Annotated in this window: 22 protein-coding genes; 4 read left to right on the forward strand and 18 right to left on the reverse strand. The window is 65.0% G+C overall.

The window, feature by feature from the left end; all coding sequences use genetic code 11:
• The 5 genes from KHO27_RS16470 to KHO27_RS16490 form a co-directional block, all read right to left on the reverse strand.
• Positions 1-549, reverse strand: coding sequence for a LolA-like protein (locus KHO27_RS16470; protein ID WP_111532152.1), 549 nt, complete (start codon positions 547-549; stop codon positions 1-3).
• Positions 550-578: 29 nt separating this feature from the next.
• On the reverse strand, positions 579-1,283 hold the full coding sequence (locus KHO27_RS16475) for a TetR/AcrR family transcriptional regulator (RefSeq protein ID WP_110701916.1): 705 nt from the start codon (positions 1,281-1,283) through the stop codon (positions 579-581).
• Positions 1,284-1,491: 208 nt separating this feature from the next.
• The gene (lysS, locus tag KHO27_RS16480; RefSeq protein WP_023630948.1) at positions 1,492-2,994 is read right to left on the reverse strand and encodes a lysine--tRNA ligase; all 1,503 of its coding nucleotides are present in this window, start codon (positions 2,992-2,994) and stop codon (positions 1,492-1,494) included.
• Positions 2,995-3,087: 93 nt separating this feature from the next.
• Positions 3,088-4,183 (reverse strand): peptide chain release factor 2 gene (gene prfB / locus KHO27_RS16485; RefSeq protein ID WP_102684078.1). Its coding sequence is split into 2 segments (ribosomal slippage): positions 3,088-4,110 and positions 4,112-4,183, totalling 1,095 coding nucleotides; the frame shifts between segments, so codons are not numbered across the junction.
• A 137-nt stretch (positions 4,184-4,320) separates the two neighbouring features.
• Entirely contained in the window at positions 4,321-5,103 is a 783-nt protein-coding gene (locus KHO27_RS16490; protein WP_214500496.1) for a class I SAM-dependent methyltransferase, read from the reverse strand.
• 96 nt (positions 5,104-5,199) lie between these two features.
• Here KHO27_RS16490 and KHO27_RS16495 point away from each other — a divergent pair, with 96 nt between their 5' ends.
• A complete protein-coding gene (locus KHO27_RS16495; protein WP_046854420.1) occupies positions 5,200-5,820 on the forward strand; it encodes a hypothetical protein in 621 nt (206 codons plus the stop codon).
• A gap of 3 nt (positions 5,821-5,823) precedes the next feature.
• Here KHO27_RS16495 and KHO27_RS16500 read toward each other — a convergent pair whose 3' ends face one another.
• The 7 genes from KHO27_RS16500 to ppc form a co-directional block, all read right to left on the reverse strand.
• Positions 5,824-6,513 (reverse strand): extensin-like domain-containing protein, encoded by a 690-nt coding sequence (locus tag KHO27_RS16500; RefSeq protein ID WP_110701912.1) that lies wholly within the window; start codon positions 6,511-6,513, stop codon positions 5,824-5,826.
• Positions 6,514-6,519: 6 nt separating this feature from the next.
• A complete protein-coding gene (locus KHO27_RS16505; protein WP_110701910.1) occupies positions 6,520-7,350 on the reverse strand; it encodes an isocitrate lyase/PEP mutase family protein in 831 nt (276 codons plus the stop codon).
• A gap of 23 nt (positions 7,351-7,373) precedes the next feature.
• Entirely contained in the window at positions 7,374-8,243 is an 870-nt protein-coding gene (locus KHO27_RS16510) for a DUF72 domain-containing protein (RefSeq protein WP_110701908.1), read from the reverse strand.
• Positions 8,244-8,246: 3 nt separating this feature from the next.
• Positions 8,247-8,537: a hypothetical protein gene (locus KHO27_RS16515; protein ID WP_038707592.1), complete on the reverse strand. Its 291-nt coding sequence runs from the start codon at positions 8,535-8,537 to the stop codon at positions 8,247-8,249.
• A 132-nt stretch (positions 8,538-8,669) separates the two neighbouring features.
• Positions 8,670-9,344: a tRNA (adenosine(37)-N6)-threonylcarbamoyltransferase complex dimerization subunit type 1 TsaB gene (tsaB, locus tag KHO27_RS16520; RefSeq protein ID WP_102684073.1), complete on the reverse strand. Its 675-nt coding sequence runs from the start codon at positions 9,342-9,344 to the stop codon at positions 8,670-8,672.
• 88 nt (positions 9,345-9,432) lie between these two features.
• Positions 9,433-10,083, reverse strand: a complete 651-nt coding sequence (adk, locus tag KHO27_RS16525; RefSeq protein ID WP_023632584.1) for an adenylate kinase — start codon at positions 10,081-10,083, stop codon at positions 9,433-9,435.
• 258 nt (positions 10,084-10,341) lie between these two features.
• The gene (gene ppc, locus KHO27_RS16530) at positions 10,342-12,969 is read right to left on the reverse strand and encodes a phosphoenolpyruvate carboxylase (protein ID WP_214500497.1); all 2,628 of its coding nucleotides are present in this window, start codon (positions 12,967-12,969) and stop codon (positions 10,342-10,344) included.
• Between the two features lie 143 nt (positions 12,970-13,112).
• On the opposite strand from ppc, the gene KHO27_RS16535 reads away from it, so the two are divergent.
• The 3 genes from KHO27_RS16535 to lptF all read left to right on the forward strand — a co-directional run bounded on the left by KHO27_RS16535 (position 13,113) and on the right by lptF (position 14,964).
• Complete coding sequence (locus KHO27_RS16535; RefSeq protein WP_046854414.1) at positions 13,113-13,457, forward strand: hypothetical protein; 345 nt, start codon at positions 13,113-13,115, stop codon at positions 13,455-13,457.
• A gap of 255 nt (positions 13,458-13,712) precedes the next feature.
• Entirely contained in the window at positions 13,713-14,126 is a 414-nt protein-coding gene (locus tag KHO27_RS16540; RefSeq protein ID WP_046854413.1) for a DUF4398 domain-containing protein, read from the forward strand.
• A gap of 49 nt (positions 14,127-14,175) precedes the next feature.
• Positions 14,176-14,964 carry a lipotoxin F family OmpA-related lipoprotein LptF gene (gene lptF / locus KHO27_RS16545; protein WP_046854412.1) on the forward strand — a complete coding sequence of 263 codons (789 nt, stop codon included), beginning with the start codon at positions 14,176-14,178 and terminating at the stop codon, positions 14,962-14,964.
• Positions 14,965-15,094: 130 nt separating this feature from the next.
• Here the strand turns inward: lptF and rpoS are convergent, their stop codons facing one another.
• The 6 genes from rpoS to ispF form a co-directional block, all read right to left on the reverse strand.
• Entirely contained in the window at positions 15,095-16,102 is a 1,008-nt protein-coding gene (rpoS, locus tag KHO27_RS16550) for an RNA polymerase sigma factor RpoS (RefSeq protein WP_011535249.1), read from the reverse strand.
• A 105-nt stretch (positions 16,103-16,207) separates the two neighbouring features.
• Positions 16,208-17,062 (reverse strand): peptidoglycan DD-metalloendopeptidase family protein, encoded by an 855-nt coding sequence (locus tag KHO27_RS16555; RefSeq protein WP_102684066.1) that lies wholly within the window; start codon positions 17,060-17,062, stop codon positions 16,208-16,210.
• Between the two features lie 184 nt (positions 17,063-17,246).
• Complete coding sequence (locus KHO27_RS16560) at positions 17,247-17,885, reverse strand: protein-L-isoaspartate(D-aspartate) O-methyltransferase (protein WP_162175259.1); 639 nt, start codon at positions 17,883-17,885, stop codon at positions 17,247-17,249.
• A gap of 38 nt (positions 17,886-17,923) precedes the next feature.
• Positions 17,924-18,673, reverse strand: coding sequence for a 5'/3'-nucleotidase SurE (gene surE, locus KHO27_RS16565; RefSeq protein ID WP_046854410.1), 750 nt, complete (start codon positions 18,671-18,673; stop codon positions 17,924-17,926).
• Positions 18,661-19,719, reverse strand: coding sequence for a tRNA pseudouridine(13) synthase TruD (gene truD / locus KHO27_RS16570; RefSeq protein WP_214500498.1), 1,059 nt, complete (start codon positions 19,717-19,719; stop codon positions 18,661-18,663). The genes surE and truD overlap by 13 nt, the downstream gene beginning before the upstream one ends.
• Positions 19,716-20,189 (reverse strand): 2-C-methyl-D-erythritol 2,4-cyclodiphosphate synthase, encoded by a 474-nt coding sequence (ispF, locus tag KHO27_RS16575; RefSeq protein ID WP_102684063.1) that lies wholly within the window; start codon positions 20,187-20,189, stop codon positions 19,716-19,718. The genes truD and ispF overlap by 4 nt, the downstream gene beginning before the upstream one ends.
• Between the last annotated feature and the right edge of the window lie 69 nt (positions 20,190-20,258).

The raw sequence follows: 20,258 nt of genomic DNA on the forward strand, positions 1-20,258 counted from the left end.
CTATTTGGCGGAGCGCTGGAAGCGCGCTACTTCGACGAACAAGTCGGAGTTGGCCGGGTCGTCCAGATAGGCCAGCACACGCTCCGTCGGGCTGTCGATCAGCACGCCGGGGCCATTGTCCTCGGGCACCTTGGTGCTGCGCCCGCTCAGCTCCTTCTCGTCCACTGCCTGCTGGACCTGCTCGACATCGAGGTTGTAGACCACCAGCTGCTTGCCGTCGATCACCTCGAAGCCGCCAATCAGGAAGTTGCCGCCCAGCCGCTTGGGCACGCCCGCCGACAGGTACCAGCGGTTGCCGTGCCGGGCCACGGTGAAGACGTACTCCTCGGGCGCCTTGCCCTGGGCACGGGCCACTGCCTTGTAGGTATTGCCACCGGCGCGGCTGATACTCAGCTTGAGCGGCTGGCCCCAGGCGTCCTTGCTGCTCCACTGCCCGAGTAGGGCCTTAGGCGCTGGCTGGTTGGCCGGCAGCGGTTCGTCGAAGGTCACCAGACAACCGCCCAGCAGGAGGAATGACAAGGTCAACAACACCACACGCCAGGCTTTCATCAGGTTCTCCTTGAAAAATCGTTCGCCACTCAGGCCGAGGCCAGCACCATCTGCAGGTATCGGACAAGGATAGCGAGCATCTGCCCATCGGACTGCGCATTCGCATCCTTGAGCAGGCCCTGATATTCCATCTGCTCGATAATCGCCGTCAACATCTGGGCATCCTGTTCCGGCTGGCGCGAGCCGACCACCTGCAGTATCTGGCGCGCGCCATGCAGCAGGATCTGCTCGTGGGCCTGCACCAATTCGGCCAGGCGCGGGCACAGCAGCGCCTCCTGGCGGAAGGCCTGTTCGGCCATGAGGAAGTCGCGACGGTTGTTCAGTTGGCGCAGCACGTAGTCGGCCAGCATGCGCGCCACTTCATCGGCCAGGTGCGCCCGCGCCTCGTGGCTGCCGTCGCCCTGGGCCAGCAACTGACGCAGCACGCCTTCGGTGTTGGTCCAGAGCTTGGCCATGTAGGCCGCGCTGCGCTCGACATACTGGGCGAAGGTGTCGGCCAGCAGGTCCTGGATATCCTTGAAGTAGTAGGTGGTGGCCGACAGCGGCACGCCGGCCTCGGCGGCCACGGCGCGGTGGCGCACGCCGCGCACGCCATCGCGCACGACGATGCGCATGGCAGCGTCGAGGATCTGCTGGCGGCGTTGTTCGCTGCCCTGTCGGGCGGTCTTGCGGCCTTGGTACTGCACGCTTTCGGCGACGGCGGTGGCGATGCCGGCGGCGCCCTGGTGGGGCATGGCGGGGGTCACTCGGGTTTACCTCACGAACAGTGGGTTGCCTGTACCGGCCTCATCGCGGGGCAAGCCCGCTCCCACGGTTGCACCACAAAGCTTGAAACTTGCGATGTAGCGTGGGAGCGGGCTTGCCCCGCGATGAGGCCGGTACAAACAACATAAAGCTTCAGGCAAGAAAAAGCCGCCTCGAAAGGCGGCTTGTTCAGATCACTCAGGCCTGTGGACGCATGTGCGGGAACAGGATCACGTCGCGGATCGACGGCGAGTTGGTCAGCAGCATCACCAGGCGGTCGATGCCGATGCCTTCACCGGCGGTCGGCGGCATGCCGTACTCCAGGGCACGGACGAAATCGGCGTCGTAGTGCATGGCTTCGTCGTCACCGGCGTCCTTTTCGGCCACCTGGGCCAGGAAGCGCTCGGCCTGGTCTTCGGCATCGTTGAGCTCGGAGTAGGCGTTGGCGATCTCGCGGCCACCGATGAACAGCTCGAAGCGGTCGGTAACGGCCGGGTTGTCGTCGTTGCGACGCGCCAGCGGCGAGACTTCGAACGGGTACTCGGTGATGAAGTGCGGCTGCTCCAGCTTGTGCTCGACCAGCTCTTCGAAAATCATCACCTGCAGCTTGCCCAGGCCCTCGTGGCCGAGCACCTTGGCGCCGGCCTTCTTGGCGATCTCGCGGGCGCGGTCGACGTCCTGCAGGTCGGCAGCGGTGAGCTCCGGGTTGTACTTGAGGATCGAGTCGAACACCGACAGGCGCACGAACGGCTCGCCGAAGTGGAACACCTTGTCGCCGTACGGCACGTCGGTGCTGCCCAGCACCAGCTGCGCCAGCTCGCGGAACAGTTCCTCGGTGAGGTCCATGTTGTCGCGGTAGTCGGCGTAGGCCTGGTAGAACTCGAGCATGGTGAATTCTGGGTTGTGACGAGTCGAAACGCCTTCGTTACGGAAGTTGCGGTTGATCTCGAACACTTTCTCGAAACCACCGACCACCAGGCGCTTGAGGTACAGCTCCGGGGCGATGCGCAGGAACATGGCCATGTCCAGCGCGTTGTGGTGGGTTTCGAACGGCTTGGCCGCGGCGCCGCCGGGGATGGTCTGCAGCATCGGGGTTTCCACTTCGAGGAAGTCGCGCTCGATGAGGAACTTGCGGATGTGCGAGATCACCTGCGAACGCACACGGAAGGTGTGGCGGGTTTCCTCGTTGACCATCAGGTCGACGTAGCGCTGGCGGTAGCGCTGCTCGGTGTCGGTCAGGCCGTGGTGCTTGTCCGGCAGCGGGCGCAGCGACTTGGTCAGCAGGCGCACGTTGGTCATCTCGACGTACAGGTCGCCCTTGCCGGAACGGGCCAGGGTGCCTTCGGCGCTGATGATGTCGCCCAGGTCCCAGGTCTTGACCGCCGCCAGGGTCTCTTCCGGCAGGGTCTTGCGGTTGACGTAGACCTGGATGCGGCCGGTCATGTCCTGGATGACCATGAACGAGCCACGGTTGAGCATGATGCGACCAGCAACCTTGACCGGGATGGCGGCTGCTTCCAGCTCTTCCTTGGTCTTGTCCGCGTACTGTTTCTGCAGGTCGTTGCAGTAGCTGTCGCGACGGAAGTCGTTGGGGAAGGCGTTGCCCTTGGCGCGCTCGGCGGCAAGTTTTTCCTTGCGCAGCGCGATCAGGGTGTTTTCTTCCTGTTGCAGGTCTTGCGCTTCGGTCTTGAGGTCGCTCATGTCGTCATTCTTTCCATCAGGTATTCGTTGCCCCTGTCGGGCAGGGCACGCAATACCGGGCAAAGGCCCGGTATTGCGGCGGTGGTGTGCGGTTTACAGCCCCTGCTTGAGGCTCGCTTCCAGGTACTCGTCGAGGTCGCCGTCGAGCACCTTCTGGCAGTCGCTGCGCTCGACACCGGTACGCAGGTCCTTGATGCGCGAGTCATCGAGTACATAGGAGCGGATCTGGTGACCCCAGCCGATGTCCGACTTGCTGTCTTCCAGGGCTTGCGAGGCGGCGTTGCGCTTCTGCATTTCCAGTTCGTACAACTTGGCCCGCAGCATTTTCATGGCGGTGTCCTTGTTGGCGTGCTGGGAACGTTCGTTCTGGCAGGCCACCACGGTGTTGGTCGGCACGTGGGTGATACGCACCGCCGAGTCGGTGGTGTTGACGTGCTGGCCACCGGCGCCGGAGGAGCGGTAGGTGTCGATGCGCAGGTCGGACGGGTTGATCTCGATCTCGACCTTGTCGTCGATCTCGGGCGAGACGAATACCGCCGAGAACGAGGTGTGGCGACGGGCGCCGGAGTCGAACGGGCTCTTGCGCACCAGGCGGTGCACGCCGATCTCGGTGCGCAGCCAGCCGAAGGCGTACTCACCCTTGATGTGCACGGTGGCGCCCTTGATGCCGGCGACTTCACCTTCGGAGAGTTCGATGATGGTGGCGTCGAAGCCGCGCTTGTCGGCCCAGCGCAGGTACATGCGCAGCAGGATGTTGGCCCAGTCCTGGGCCTCGGTGCCGCCGGAGCCGGCCTGGATATCCAGGTAGGCGTTGTTCGGGTCCATCTCGCCGCTGAACATGCGACGGAACTCGAGCAGGGCGAGGGATTCCTCCAGCCCTTGCAGCTCGGTCTCGACATCGCCGACAGCGCCTTCATCGCCCTCTTCGACAGCCATGTCGAGCAGGTCCTTGCAGTCGGCCAGACCGTTGGCCAGCTTATCAAGCGTCTCGACCACCTGCGCCAGCATCGCGCGCTCACGGCCCAGGGCCTGGGCGTACTCGGGCTTGTTCCAGACGGCGGCGTCTTCCAGCTCGCGGTTTACTTCGACCAGACGATCATGTTTGTGATCGTAGTCAAAGATACCCCCGAATAGACTGGGAACGCTCGGTGAGGTCCTTGATGGTGTTCAGGATCGGTTGGATTTCCATGGGCGGGCAGCTCTCGTGCGAATTCGGTGAAAAGCCCGCGAGTATAACCGAGTCTGCGCCACGGCGGCAGACCCGCCGGGCGGTATCGCCGGGCGCAGGAGCCGCCACTGCCCACAGATTGAATCAAAGACCGACCTTCACCCCTTCAGCGCCTTCTTGGGATAGATATCGTACCGGCTGGATTTGCCCTCGAGGCTGTGAGAAGGCTTGCCCCCCTCTATGATCGGCGCCTTGCGCGGCCGCTTGACCACCACCCGGTGGGTGGCCAGCGCCAGGGCGGCCTCGAGCAGGGCAGGCGCATCGAGGTCATCGCCGACCAGCGGCCTGAACACCCGCATCTCCTTCTTCACCAGCGCGCTCTTGTCGCGATGCGGGAACATCGGATCAAGGTAGATCACCTGCGGCGCCTCCCCCTCCCACGCACGCATGCGCTCGATGGCATTGCCCGTCAGCAGTTGCATGTGCGCTACGATCGGGCCGATTTCGGCATCCCCCCGCGCCCGCGCCAAACCGTCCTCCAGCAGCGCGGCAATCAACGGCTGGCGCTCGATCAGGGTCATCTCGCAGCCCAGGCTGGCCAGCACGAACGCGTCCTTGCCCAGCCCCGCCGTGGCATCGAGCACCCGCGGCCGCACGCCTTGGGCGATGCCGACCGCCTTGGCGATCATCTGCCCGTTGCCACCGCCGTACAGCCTTCGATGCGCCGCCTGCCCCTCGACGAAATCCACCCGCACAGGCCCGGGCGCCTGCGGCCCCAGTTGCTGGATCTGCAAGCCCTCGGCGCCCAGTTGCACGGCAAACTCCGCCGCCTCGTCAACCAGCGGCAAGCCCAGTCGCTGCGCCCATGCCTCGGCCTGCGCCTGGAATTGCGCGACCAACGCCTCGACCCTGATACCCGCCGCCTGTTGTTGCTCTAACATCGATTCGCGCACTCGAAAAAAATTAATGTAACCCCGGCCAGAGCCGATACAGGCAATATCCCGCTATTCTGCCAGAGCACAACGCCCGCGACTGCCATGTCAGACACTCTTCCCATTGGCTTGACCTACTTGTCGCCCGTCGGCAACTACGGTCGACAGAATACCCAGGCACTGGGTGGCGTCAGCCACCTGTGGCAGGATTTCTTTGCCCGCGCCATGGCAGAGCAACAGGAAGGCGAAGTCGACGGTTTCAGCCAGGCGCTTATGCAGTGCGACCAGGAGAGCGGCGAACCGATCGGCGGCGCCCGTGCCCTGGCCCTGATCGATGCCCAGCGCGCCCTGCCGGTTCACGACACCGAGGTGGCACCACCCGAGCCGCTGTTCCTGCCCAAGGCGGAACTCGAGGCCAAACTGCTGCCCCCTGCCCCCGAGCCCTTCGACACCGTCGAGTTGATCGAGCAGCAACGCCAGCTCGACATCGACAACAGCTGGGTGCGTCCAGTGGTCATGAGCCAGGGCCACCCCATCGCCGAGCCCGGCCCTGGCCCAACGCCACGCCCGCTGTTCCTGCCCATCGCCGAGTTCGAGACCGGCCTGCTCGACCCTGCGCCCGAGCCCTTCGACGACAGCACGCTGGCCAAGCAGCAGAACGACCTGGAGTTCGATATCCACTGGGCGCGCCCGGTAGTGCTGAACAACGTGCGCCTGCACGCCTGAACCTCAGCGGCAGATCTGCCAGAAGCCCATGTCCGCATGGAAGTGATTGTGGTGGGCGGCGTTGTAGTCCGGCCCCAGCACCGTGCTGAAGCTTGCGCACGCCGCCTCCTGCACCTGGCGCAGGAAGTCCGCCTTGCGCCCATCTCCCTGCCAGTCCCGCGCCAACACGATACGCTGGCCGTCCTGCAGGCGAAAACCACTGATATCCAGGGCATTGGCGCTGGCATGCTGGCTGAGCCGCCCTTGCTTGCGATGGTAGACGTTGCGGCAGGCAAAGCTGCCCAGGTGATCAACCTGGGTCACTGGCTGGCCGAACACCCGCTGCGCCGCCGGTTGCAACCCATGCACCTCGAACAGCGCATAGGCCACGGCCAGCGGGCAACTGGCGAGGAAGCTGCTGCTGAGCCGCGCCTGACCGCCTTCGACGCGCCAGACGTTGCGCAACGGGCAGTTGGCCGTCACCGGGCTGTCGCTTTGCTGCCGATAGCGCAATGACGAGGTCTGCAACGCCTGACGGCACAGCTCGGGGTTGGCGCGCAGGCGCGACAGCTTGTAGGGTGTCAGCAGGTTCGGCGGCTGCCGCACGTCCAGCACCGCCCAAGGGTTCCAAGCATCCGCCGGGCGCCAACCGAGCCACCAGGCAACAAGCACGGCCAGCAGCAGGCTGGCCAGTACGGTCAACGTTTTGCTCATGCGGCCTCAGCGACGGAACAAGTCATTGAGCTGAGCGAATGGCAACGCCTGCTCGCCATAACTGAAAGTGCCCTGCTCACGGATCTCCAGCGCGGCCCGCTGCAGAGCGCCCAGGGCGGCACGCGCCAGCGATGAGCCGACACTGATGCGCTTGACGCCCAGGTCTTGCAACTGATTCACGCTCAAGGGCACGCCCGCCATGCCCATCAGCACGTTCACCGGCCTTGGCGCCACGGCCTGCACCACCGCACGGATCTCATCGACGCTGCGCAGCCCCGGGGCATACAGCACATCGGCGCCGGCCTCGGCATAGGCTTGCAGCCTGCGAATGGTGTCATCCAGGTCGAGACGCCCGTGCAGCAGGTTCTCGGCGCGCGCGCAAAGGGTGAAGGGGAACGGCAGGCTGCGGGCAGCCTGCACGGCGGCGCGTACACGCGCCACGGACAAGTCGAAGTCGTAGATCGGCGCTTCGGCGCGGCCGCTGGCATCTTCGATCGAACCACCCACCAGCCCCGCCTCGGCGGCGCGCAGAAGGGTCTGTGCGCAGTCCTCGGGCAAATCGCCGAAGCCGTTTTCCAGGTCCGCCGCCACCGGCAATGGCGTGGCATCGACGATCGCCTGGGCGTTGCCCAGGGTTTCCTCGAGCGTCAGCGCGCCCTCGGCATCCGGCCGCCCCAGGCTGAACGCCAGCCCCGCGCTGGTCGTGGCCAGCGCTTCATATCCCAGGCTAGCCAACAGCCGGGCGGAGCCGGCATCCCACGGGTTGGGGATGACGAACGCGCCATCTTGCTCATGCAGCGCCTTGAAGGCTTCGGCTCGCAGGGTTTGCACATCCATGGTTCAACCTCCCGGCAATCAGATCAAAGTAACCCCAGTTGTTCGACCTCAGGGGCGCGGGGCAATTCAGGCAGCGCTGCAAGGCCCGGCAGGCGCGCCATCAGCCGCTGGTGAAAACGCTGGGCCAGCGCCGCCGCCAGGCGATTGTCGGAAGTATGCAGGAACACGTAGGGGCTGCGGCCCTCTTCGATCCAGGCAGCGACCTTGTCGATCCACGGCGTGAGGAACGCCTCGTTGGCCTCGAGCTGCGGGTGACCGATGAAACGCACCTGCGGAGACTGGCTGAAGGCCGCTGGGCGCGGCGGCACCTTGGGCTTCTTGGCCTGGGCATGGAGCACCGCGGGCTCGCGCGAGGTGCAACTGAACAACGCACGCGGATCCAGGCAGATACGCTCGACTCCACGTTCATGCAGCAGGCGATTGAGCTGACGCTCCTCCTCGCCCCGGGCGAAGAAGGCATCGTTGCGCACCTCCACCGCCAGGGGCACGCCGATCTCATCAAGAAAATACGCCAGCTCGCCCAGGCGCGACGGGCCGAACATTGCCGGCAACTGCAGCCAGTACGGCGCAACGCGCTCGCCCAGGGGCGCCATCAGCCGGGTGAAATCGACGGCCGCATCGAGTTGTTCGCGCAGGTCGCCGGCATGGCTTACATCGCCCGGAAACTTGGCCGTGAAGCGAAACCCCGACGGCATGATCTGCGCCCAACGCTCGACGGTCGCCGGCGCGGGACGGGCATAGAAGGTGGTATTGCCTTCAACGGCATTGAATACCTGGCTGTAGAGCCCGAGGAACTCGCCACTGCGGGCGTCGGCCGGATAGAGGTACTCGCGCCAGGCGTTTTCAGCCCAGGACGGGCAACCGAGGAAATAAGGGAGGGGTGATGGCGTCATCCATCAAATGTACAGGTCCAGCCCCAGCACTTCCATCTCCCAGTCGGTGAAGCCTGCAGTGGTCAGGTAGCTGGCCAGGGCGGTGGAGGTGCGGCGGTTGCGGGCGCGGGGGAAGATCAGGTCCTGCTGGCGGGCGGGCAGGTTCTCGCCGCGACGGCTGGCGCGGCTGATCTGCGCGTCGATGTCCTCGATGATCTCGGCATCGGCTTCGTCGATGGCTTCGTCACGCGCTGGCGCCTTGCGTGGCGCACGCTTGATGGGGTAGCTCTGTGAGGAGAAGCCGTCGATACGCATGAAAAAGGCACTCAGGATCAATGATGGCAATTTAGCAGCATCAGGAATCCTTCGCTAATGCCCGAACTGATAACTGGACCACAGTTCGCGCAAAAGGTTTTATCGTGAACGGCGATAGCCGACGAAATGCCTTCAACGCGCCTTGGGCGTAGCCACATTATCGCGCAGGTAGACCGGTTGCGCCTGTTCGGCGACCACCGCCTCGCCCCGTGCCCAGGCAAAGCCGGCCAGAGTGAGGATATCCAGGGCGCTAGGCAACGCGGCCGCATCGCTGGCAGAAACCTGCACGGCCAGGCGCTCGGCGTAGCCCCAGCCGGTACCGGCACCGAACCATGCCTCGCCCGGGCCTTGCGGCAGGGCCACGCGCTCTGGCGGCAGTACCGCCTCCTGGCCGATCAGGCGCATCTCGCCCTGTTCGGCGCGGTAACAACCCCAGTACACCTCGTCCATGCGCGCGTCGATGGCCGCGGCCACCTGCTGCACGCCACGCTCACGCAAGGCGCCCTGGGCCAGGGCCGCCAGGTTGGACGTCGGCAGCACCGGGCGCTCCAGGGCGAAGGCCAGGCCCTGGACCACGCCGATGGCGATACGCACGCCAGTGAAGGCGCCCGGGCCACGGCCGAAGGCGATGGCATCCAGCGCGCTCAGCGCCACACCCGATTCGGCCAGCAACTGCTTGATCATCGGCAGCAGCTTCTGCGCGTGCATGCGCGGGATCACCTCGTAATGGCTGGTCACCTTGCCGTCATGCAGCAAGGCGACGGAACAGGCTTCGGTAGCGGTATCCAGGGCCAGCAGGGTGGTCATCGAGCAAGGTATCCAGGCAACAGGGAAAAGAGCGGCAGTATAAACGACAACGGCCCGCAAGCGGGCCGTCGTGACGCACGGTGAGGGATCAGCTCAGGGCTGCCAGTACCTTGGCGGTGATCGATTCGACCGAACCGACGCCTTCGATGTGGCTGTACTTCGGCTTGCCGGCGTTGGCGGCCGACAGCTTCTGGTAGAAGTCCACCAGCGGCTTGGTCTGGCTGTGGTAGACCGACAGGCGGTGACGCACGGTTTCTTCCTTGTCGTCATCGCGCTGGATCAGGTCTTCGCCGGTGACGTCGTCCTTGCCTTCCACCTTCGGTGGGTTGTACTGGATGTGGTAGGTGCGGCCGGATGCCAGGTGCACGCGGCGGCCAGCCATGCGGCCGACGATTTCTTCGTCGTCCACGGCGATTTCGACCACGGCGTCGATGTCGACGCCGGCAGCGACCATGGCTTCAGCCTGCGGGATGGTGCGCGGGAAGCCGTCGAACAGGCAGCCGTTGGCGCAGTCAGCCTGCGCGATGCGCTCCTTGACCAGACTGATGATCAGCTCGTCGGAGACCAGCTGGCCGGCATCCATGACCTTTTTCAGCTCCAGGCCCAGTGGGGTACCGGCCTTGACGGCGGCACGCAGCATGTCACCGGTGGAGATCTGGGGAATACCGAACTTCTCGGTGATGAACTTTGCCTGAGTACCTTTACCGGCCCCGGGAGCTCCCAGCAGAATTACGCGCATCTTGTGCTCCTCATATTTTTTATGCAAATCAACGGATTCGGCGCACAAGGCCAACTCCGGAAAAATCGGTCGAGACCGCAAAATCGGTCAAAAGGCTGCTCAAGATACACAGCGCCCGCCCCCCCGACAAGCGTCCCAAAGTGGCAGGAATGCGCCACTTGCAGCTTGCCGGGGGACAGGTTGCGCCGGGCGCAACCGGCCATGGAAGGAGCGGCCACGGCCAGCCCTGCCACTCATCGCGCCTACCCTCGGCCTAACTCAGCCGGTGTTGCGCAACCCGGCCGCGATCCCGGCCACCGTCACCAGCAAGGCCTGTTCCAACGGGCTGTCCAGAGCGGCTTCACGGCTGCGCGAGCGTGCCAGCAACTCGGCTTGCAGGCGGTGCAACGGGTCCAGGTAGGTGTTGCGCAGGCGGATGTATTCCAGGGTTTCCGGGCTGTGCGCCAGTAGCACCGACTGCCCGGTCAGACCCAGTACCACTTGGCACGACTGCGACAATAGGTCGCGCAGGTGCGCGCCCAACGGCAGCAGTTCGGGTTGCACCAGACGTTCGTCGTAGGCCTCGGCGATCTGCGCATCGGCCTTGGCCAGGACCATCTCCAGCATGTCGATGCGGGTACGGAAGAACGGCCATTGTTCGCGCATCTGCGCCAGCAGCGTCCCCTGCCCGCGTGCCAGGGCATTGTTCAGCGCGGTCTCCCAGCCGAGCCAGGCCGGCAGCATCAGCCGTGTCTGGGTCCAGCCGAAGATCCAAGGGATCGCCCTCAGGCTTTCGATGCCGCCGGCGCGGCGCTTGGCCGGGCGGCTGCCCAGCGGCAGCCGGCCAAGCTCCTGCTCGGGGGTGGACTGGCGGAAGTACTCGACGAAGTCCGGATTCTCGCGCACCACGGCGCGGTAGGCCTTGACGCCGTCGGCGGCCAGTTGGTCCATCAGTGCGCGCCAGGCCGGCTCAGGCGGCGGCGGTGGCAACAGGGTCGCCTCCAGCACCGCGGCCAGATAAAGATTGAGGTTCTGCTCGGCGATGCCCGGCAGACCGAACTTGAAACGGATCATCTCGCCCTGTTCGGTGGTGCGAAAACGCCCGCCCACCGAGCCCGGCGGCTGCGACAGGATCGCCGCGTGAGCAGGGCCACCGCCACGTCCCACCGTGCCACCGCGGCCATGGAACAGCAGCAGCTCGACCTGGTGTTCACGGCAGATGCGCACCAGGTTTTCCTGAGCACGGTACTGGGCCCAGGCCGCCGCCGTGGTGCCGGCATCCTTGGCCGAGTCGGAATAGCCGATCATCACCTCTTGCGGGCCCTGCAGCCCGGCGCGATAGCCCGGCAGCCCGAGCAGGCGCTCCATGACCGGGCCTGCGTTGTCCAGGTCGGCCAGGGTCTCGAACAGGGGTACCACGCGCATCGACCGGGTCAACCCGGCCTCTTTGAGCAACAGCTGCACCGCCAGCACGTCGGACGCCGCGCCGGCCATGGATATCACGTACGAACCCAGCGACGCCGCCGGGGCCGCGGCGATTTCGCGGCAGGTGGCGAGTACTTCGGCGGTATCGGCCTGGGGCTGGAAGTGCGCCGGCAGCAACGGGCGGCGATTCTTCAGCTCGGTCTGGAGGAAGGTGATGCGTCGCTCTTCGTCCCACTCGGCATAGCGGCCGAGCCCGAGGTAGTCGGTGATTTCCGACAGCGCATCGCGATGGCGGGCAGCGTCCTGACGCACATCCAGGCGCACCAGGAACAGACCAAACGTCACCGCCCGGCGCAGGCAGTCGAGCAACGGGCCGTCGGCAATCACGCCCATGCCGCACTCATGCAGCGACTGGTAGCACAGCTCCAACGGCGCGATAAGGTCGCGATTGTCCACCAGCACCGCCGCGCTGGCCGGCTGCGTCGCGGCCAACGAGGCGTGGGCCCAGGCGCGGGTGGCACGCAGGCGGTCGCGCAACTGCTTGAGCAGCGCCCGGTAAGGTTCGGCGCTGTCCCCGACCTTTTCCTTGAGTGCGGCGCTGGCCTGCTGCATGGACAACTCGGCGGCCAGGTAGTCGATATCACGCAGGAACAGGTCGGCGGCCATCCAGCGCGCCAGCAGCAGCACTTCGCGGGTTACCGCCGCCGTGACATTGGGGTTGCCGTCACGATCACCGCCCATCCAGGAAGCAAAGCGAACCGGCGCCGCCTCCAGTGGCAGGTGCAGTCCGGTCGCCTCGAACAGTGCCGTGTCGACCTTGCGCAGGTGGTTGGGCACCGCCTGCCACAATGAATGCTCGATCACCGCGAAGCCCCACTTGGCCTCGTCCACCGGCGTCGGCCGGGTCCTGCGGATTTCCTCGGTGTGCCAGGACTCGGCGATCAACCGGCGCAGGCGCTCACGCACCTGCTGGCGCTCGGCGGGGATGAGGTCGCGGTGGTCCTGCGCGGCCAGCTGCGCGGCAATGGCGTCGTACTTCTGGATCAAGGTACGCCGGGCCACCTCGGTGGGGTGCGCGGTAAGCACCAGCTCGATGTGCAACTTACCCAGTTGCCGGGCCAGCTCATCGTTGCCGTGGCCAGCCGCCTTCAGGCGCGCCAGCAATTCGGGGAGCACGCGGGCCTCGAACGGTTCGGGCTGGCCGGCGTCACGGCGGCGGATCAGCTGGTACTGCTCGGCGATGTTGGCCAGGTTGAGGAACTGGTTGAACGCCCGCGCCACCGGCAGCAGGTCCTCCTCGGCCAGGTCGCCCAGGGTCGAGCTCAGTTGCTCGCCAGCCTCGCGCCGGTCGGCCTTGGCGCTGTGGCGGATGTCCTCGATCTTCTGCAGGAACGCCTCGCCATGCTGCTGGCGGATGGTCTCGCCAAGCAGTTCTCCCAAAAGGTGCACATCCTCGCGCAAGCGCAGATCGATATCACTCATCAGCCTTCTCCACTCCAGGAAACCGCATGCGCCCAAGAGTGCCCACTCGCGCCCGCCCCTGGCAAGCCGCGAGCCGCCAAAGCAACTAAAGTAAACACAGGTCATCCGAAGCAATGCCACTCCAGGCTTTGACAGAGGTCATCATGAAAATTCGCCAACTCGCCCAGCACTGGGAACAGAACGCCGCCGGCCGCCTGAGCCCCACCGGTCATGTCCTGCACCTGGACATGGAAGCAGAAGCGCGCCTGGCCGCGCTGATCGACATGTACCCCAAGCGCAGCCCCGAGGAACTCCTGGGTGAGCTGGTGGCGGCGGCACTGGAAGAGCTCGAGGCCAGCTTCCCCTACGTCAAGGGCCAGCAGGTGATCGCCACCGACGAGGAAGGCGACCCGTTGTACGAGGACATCGGCCCTACGCCGCGCTTTCTGGCCCTGTCCCGGCGCCACCTGCAGGCCCTTGGCCGGGTACAGAAAGACCCCTCGCACTGAGCCCTCCCGGGTGCCGGGCGCTGCCCGGCATACCGTCATCTATAGCGGAAGTTCCAGGCGAAATCCGCTGACTGATTAGTCAGAAAAAAATACCTTTAGCGTGCAAATTTTTCTGAACTATTCAAAAACCGCTTCGGTCACAGCCAATAGCCATCACGGCAAAACCCTGTAAACACGGGCCTTTGCGCCCGACGCTGGCAACAGGGGAACAGCGATTGTCACTGCGTGGCATCGTCGTTTAACAGGAGTGACCCAATGGAGTTGACCACCATGAAGACCCGCATCGCACAACCTTCCTCCACTCATCTGCGCGGGCTCAAGCTGGCCGCGCTGGCCCTGGGCAGCAGCCTGGTGCTGGCCGGCTGCGCGGGCAAGCCGCCTACCGAGCAGTACGCCGTGACCCAATCGGCGGTCAACTCGGCAGTCAGCGCCGGTGGCACCGAGTTCGCAGCAGTGGAAATGAAAGCTGCCCAGGACAAGTTCAAGAAGGCCGAAATCGCCATGCACGACAAGAAGTATGACGATGCCAAGCTGCTGGCCGAGCAGGCCGAATGGGACGCCCGCCTTGCCGAGCGCAAAGCCCAGGCGGCCAAGGCCCAGAAGGCCGTGCAGGATGCCCGCCAGGGCGTCCAGGACGTACGTGAGGAAGGCCTGCGCAGCGCTGAGTAAGCCTGCCCTGCCTCTATAGCCTTCGTTTAAAGATCAAAGGATGAACACTATGCGCAACTACGTCATGATTCCCGCCCTGCTGGCCCTGAGCGTCGGCCTTGCCGCCTGCTCCCACGACCCGAACGCCAACCTCGAGTCGGCCCGCACCAATTTCTCCGCCCTGCAGAGCGATCCGCAGTCGAGCAAGGTGGCCGCGCTCGAGACCAAGGACGCCCAGGATTGGCTGAACAAGGCCGACAAGGCCTACATGGATCGCGAGGATGAGAAGAAGGTCGACCAGCTCGCCTACCTCACCAATCAACGCGTCGAAGTAGCCAAGCAGACCATCGCCCTGCGCACCGCCGAAGGCGAGCTGAAAAATGCCGCGGCACAACGCGCCCAGGCCAAGCTCGACGCTCGCGATGCGCAGATCAGGAAACTGCAGGACAGCCTCAACGCCAAGCAGACCGACCGCGGCACCCTGGTGACCTTCGGCGATGTGCTGTTCGACTTCAACAAGGCCGAGCTCAAGAGCAGCGCCTACCCGAACGTCACCAAGCTGGCGCAGTTCCTCCAGGAAAACCCTGAGCGCAAGGTGATCGTCGAGGGCTACACCGACAGCGTCGGTTCGGCCAACTACAACCAGACCCTCTCCGAACGTCGCGCCGCCGCAGTGCGCATGGCCCTGGTGCGTGCCGGCGTGGACCCTGCGCGCATCGTCGCCCAGGGCTATGGCAAGGAGTATCCGGTAGCGGACAACGGCAGCAACTCCGGCCGTGCGCAGAACCGTCGTGTGGAAGTGACCATCTCCAACGACAACCAGCCGGTTGCACCACGCTCGGTCAGCCAGATCCAGTAAACCGTTGCTGGCTAAACGAGAACCCCGCCTTGATGGCGGGGTTTTCGTTCGGATCGATCAAAGCGTTCGCCAAGCCACTTACGCAAACGCCCCGAACACGTCGGGGCGTCTGCCTGGCGCACGTCACTGACTACTGGAACAGCGACTCGCTGGACAGGCCATTCTTCTCGAGGATCTCGCGCAGGCGCTTCAGGCCTTCGACCTGGATCTGCCGCACCCGCTCACGGGTCAGGCCGATCTCCAGCCCGACATCCTCCAGGGTACTGCTTTCATGCCCACGCAGGCCAAAACGCCGAACCACCACCTCACGCTGCTTGTCGGTCAACTCGCCCAGCCACTGGTCGATGCTCTGCGACAGGTCATCATCCTGCAGCAGTTCGCATGGGTCGGTGGGACGGTCATCGGTGAGGGTGTCGAGCAGCGTCTTGTCAGAGTCGGGCCCCAGCGAAACATCCACCGAGGACACCCGCTCGTTCAGGCCGAGCATGCGCTTGACCTCGGCCACTGGCTTCTCCAGCAGGCTGGCGATCTCCTCAGGCGACGGCTCGTGGTCGAGCTTTTGCGTAAGCTCGCGGGCGGCGCGCAGGTATACGTTGAGTTCCTTGACCACGTGAATGGGCAGGCGGATGGTGCGGGTCTGGTTCATGATCGCCCGCTCGATGGTCTGGCGGATCCACCAGGTCGCGTAGGTCGAGAAGCGGAAACCGCGTTCAGGATCGAACTTCTCCACCGCACGGATCAGGCCCAGGTTGCCTTCCTCGATCAGGTCGAGCAGCGACAGGCCACGATTGACGTAACGGCGGGCAATCTTGACCACCAGGCGCAGGTTGCTTTCGATCATGCGCTTGCGCCCGGCAGGGTCGCCTTTTTGCGACAGGCGCGCGAAATGCACTTCTTCCTCTGGCGAAAGCAGAGGCGAGAAGCCGATTTCGTTGAGATACAGTTGGGTCGCATCAAGTGCCCGACTGTAGTCGATGTACTTGTGCTGCTTGAGCGATGCGCCCTGTTTCGACTTGGTCCGAACCGAAGGTACAGCAGGTTCGTCTGACACCACATCCGTTTCCAAAACGATGCCCGTCTCCATCAGAAGCAGGTCATCGTCGATGTCAAACTCCGGCACTTCTTTACTGAGAGCCATTGTTATAGTCCTTTGCTGAGTTCGAACTCAGACTCGAGCGTCACCCTTCCATGGCAGCGCTGGAGCCTGTCCCCTCTACATCCAAGGAACAGGCCGGGACAATGATCAACGGCGTGGCAGGAACTGGAGAGGATCGACGGGTTTGCCCTGGCGGCGAATCTCGAAATGCAGCTTCACCCGATCAGTGCCCGTGGACCCCATTTCTGCGATCGTCTGCCCTGCCTTGACCTGCTGCCCCTCCCGAACCAAAAGCCTGCGGTTGTGACCGTAGGCACTGACGTAGGTATCGCTGTGTTTGATGATGATGAGCTCGCCATAGCCCCTCAAGCCACTGCCGGCGTAGACCACCGCTCCATCAGACGCAGCAAAAACAGGCTGTCCCAAATCACCGGCGATATCAATGCCTTTATTCAAACTACCGTTTGAAGCGAATTTTCCAATCAGCACGCCATTCGCCGGCCACGTCCAACCGCCGACCGCGCGCTCTGCGGCGGGCACCTGGGCAACCGTTTGCGAGGTGGTGGAAGGGGCAGTTGTGGCACTTTTGCCATTGCTGGTTGCCGGCGCCGTAGTGGCAACCGGCCGGCGGATCACGGTGGTCCGGCTCGATGAAGAAGCGCTGCCGACGACCGTCGTGCTGCCCCCCGCGCCGCTGCTGAAACGGATCGGCTGGCCCGGGCGGATGGTGTAGGGGGCGGGAATATTGTTGCGTGCCGCCAGCTCCTTGTAGTCCCAACCGTAGCGGAAGGCAATGGAGAACAGCGTGTCGCCGGGTTTGACGATGTACTGCCCCGAGGTGACGGTCGGGCGCTTGGGCGCGGCGTTGTTGCGGTCGACCACGCGGGCGCCGTTCGAGCTGGTGCTGGAACAGCCAGCCAGCAGGGTCCCCATGGCCAGCGCGATCACCAGAAGCTTCAAAACCGACCGATCCTTGCGCTGCCGCATGCCTGTGTGACCCACCCGCGCTCCCCTCATGCTGTCAAAAAATGACGATACAAAAATGCAATATTGTTTCAATTATAACCGAGCCACCCTGCTTGGGGTGACTCGCTGTTGGCCTGATCCAGTACGAAAAGCGCCACGCCAGATAGACAGGGCCCAGGCGCAAGAATTCGTCGTCGCCGCAAATATTCCGTTACGCCGCTCAGGCCAGTGGGCCATTGAGCAGCGGCACGAAGCGCACGGCGCCGAGTACCCGCCGCGAGAAGCCATGCTCTTCGCGCACGATCAGCATCAGTTGCTGGGTCTCCCCCGCCGGCCCGACCGGGATCACCATGCGTCCGCCCGGCGCCAGCTGATCGAGCAGTGCCTGCGGCACTTCAGGCGCGACTGCGGTGACGATGATGCCGTTGTAAGGCGCCAACGCCGGCCAACCTTCGCAGCCGTCGCCCCAACGGAACACCACGTTGCGCAGGTTGAGCTCGACTAGGCGCTCCTTGGCCCGGTCCTGCAGCACCTTGATGCGCTCCACCGAGAACACCCGCTCGACCAGTTGGGCCAGGATCGCGGTCTGGTAGCCCGAGCCGGTGCCGATCTCCAGCACCTTGTCCAGGGGGCCTGCCTCCAGCAACAGCTCGCTCATGTGCGCGACCATGAACGGCTGGGAGATCGTCTGGTTGTGGCCGATCGGCAGCGCCGTGTCTTCATAGGCGCGATGGGCCAGGGCTTCATCGACGAACAGGTGGCGCGGGGTGCGACGAATGGCCTCGAGTACCTTGGCGTTCGACACGCCTTCTTCATAGAGCCGCTGGATCAGCCGCTCCCGGGTACGCTGGGAGGTCATGCCGATGCCGCGGCGCTGCAGATCGTCCTGTTCGCGCATCAGAGCAGGCCCTCCAGCCAACCGTCGAGGCGCTCGAAGGCATCGTTGAAGGTGCGGTCCAGTTGCAGCGGGGTGATCGACACGTAACCCTGCATCACGGCATGGAAGTCGGTGCCCGGGCCGCCATCTTCGGCATCGCCGGCCACGGCGATCCAGTAGCCTTCCTTGCCCCGCGGGTTGACCACCTTGGTCGGTGCCGCGGCACGCGCGCGGTGCCCCAGGCGGGTGAGCTGGATGCCACGTATATGCTCCAGCGGCAGGTTGGGGATATTGACGTTGAGCACGGTGCGCGGCGGCAACTCCAGGCGCGACTGCGCCTCGACCAGGCGCCGGGCGATGTAGGCGGCGGTCGGCAAGTTGTCGGGCAGGCGCGACAGCAGCGAGAAGGCCAGCGAGGTGCCGCCGAGGAAGCGCCCCTCCAACGCCGCAGCCACCGTGCCCGAATAGAGCACGTCATCCCCCAGGTTGGCGCCCAGGTTGATGCCGGACACCACCATGTCCGGGGTTTCCGGCAACAGGCCGTTGAGCCCCAGGTGCACGCAGTCGGTCGGCGTGCCGTTGAGGCTGATGAAGCCGTTGGCCAGCGTCTGCGGATGCAGCGGCCGGTCCAGTGTCAGCGAGCTGCCAGCACCGCTTTTGTCTTGATCCGGGGCAATCACCACGCACTCGGCATAGTCCACCAACGCTTCATGCAGCGCGGCGAGGCCGGGTGCGGTAACACCGTCGTCATTCGAAATCAGAATACGCATGGGCTGTCCGTCTGCCCTGCCGGCACCAGATCGACGAGTTCGCGCACCACCACGGTGGCGAAGCATCCGGCCGGAAGGACGAATTCCAGTTGCAGGATATCAGGCTCGGGATAATGCCACGTCAGCCGCCCAATAGGGAGCCGCAGGATGCGCCGTTCGTGATCCATGCCCGCTCGCGCCAGCCAATCGCACAGCGCCGGATGACGTCCGGCGACCGTGGACTCGAGGTCGAGGGTCGCGCCCTGGCTCGGTGCCGCACCGGCGCCCCACAGCGGGCCCGTCGGGTGCAGGTCGAGAATGGCCAGGCGCGGGTCGTTGCACTCGGTCTCGCCGGCCACGAAGAAGCTGCGCTTGTCGGTGAAGGCCAGCAGGTCGCCGACCTGGGCGCGCTGCCAGCTGCCGTCGGCGACACGGGCGGCCAGCACCTGGTTGAACAGGTAGCTGCGCCCAGCCGACAGCAGCCGCGAACGCAGGTTGCGCTGCTCGGGCAGCGCCTGGCGAGCGGCCCAGCCCTGTGCGTCGTGCACATTGCCACCGGCATGGCCGAAGCGCTGGCTGCCGAAGTAGTTGGGCACGCCCTGCTGCTTGAGTTGCTCCAGGCGGGCATCAAGAGCCTGGTGGTCGGCCTCCAGCGCGGTCAGGCGCAAGGTGAAGCCATTGGCCGAATGCGCGCCACGCTGCAGCTTGCGCTGGTGGCGCACCTGCTTGAGCACGCGCAGGGTGTCGTCCTCGGCACGGGACAGGTCTGGGTCGGCCTTGCCCGGCAGGTGCAGGCTGAACCACTGGCGGGTCAGGGCCTGGCGGTCCTTGAGGCCGGCATAGCTGATGGCCCGCACCGGCACGCCGGCGGCGCGGGCCAGGCGGCGAGCCGCCTCCTCGGTGTTGAGGGCACGCTTCTCGACCCACAGCCACAGGTGCTCGCCCTGGCCGGACAGCGGGATATCGAGGACTTCATCGACCTGGAAGTCTTCAGCCACCGCCTTGAGCACCGCGGTGCCCAAGACATCGCCCGAGGCCCGAGGGCCTAGCAGTTCCAGTTCGGTCATGCTGGCAGCAGCAGGGCGACCGCATGCACGGCGATGCCCTCCTCGCGGCCGGTGAAGCCCAGCTTTTCTTCAGTGGTGGCCTTGACGTTGACCTGGTCGAGCTCGACCTGCAGGTCTGCGGCGATGTGCTGGCGCATGGTCTCGATGTGCGGGGCCATCTTGGGTGCCTGGGCGACGATGGTGGCGTCGACATTGCCGACCTTCCAACCCTTGTCACGCACGACAGCGACCACGTGGCGCAGCAGCACCCGGCTGTCGGCGCCCTTGAACTGCGGGTCGGTGTCGGGGAAATGCTTGCCGATGTCGCCCAGCGCCGCGGCACCCAGCAAGGCATCGCTCAGGGCGTGCAGCAGCACGTCGCCGTCGGAGTGGGCCAGCAGGCCGAACTTGTGGGGGATACGCACCCCGCCCAAGGTAATGAAATCACCGTCGCAGAAACGATGGACATCGTAGCCGTGGCCAATACGCATAGAAGAACGCCCTGATTGAGTCAGGGCGTGATTCTACCTGCTTTTGCGGTATTGGGGCTGCTTCACGGC

Source organism: Pseudomonas sp. RC3H12 (assembly GCF_018596375.1).
GTDB lineage: Bacteria > Pseudomonadota > Gammaproteobacteria > Pseudomonadales > Pseudomonadaceae > Aquipseudomonas.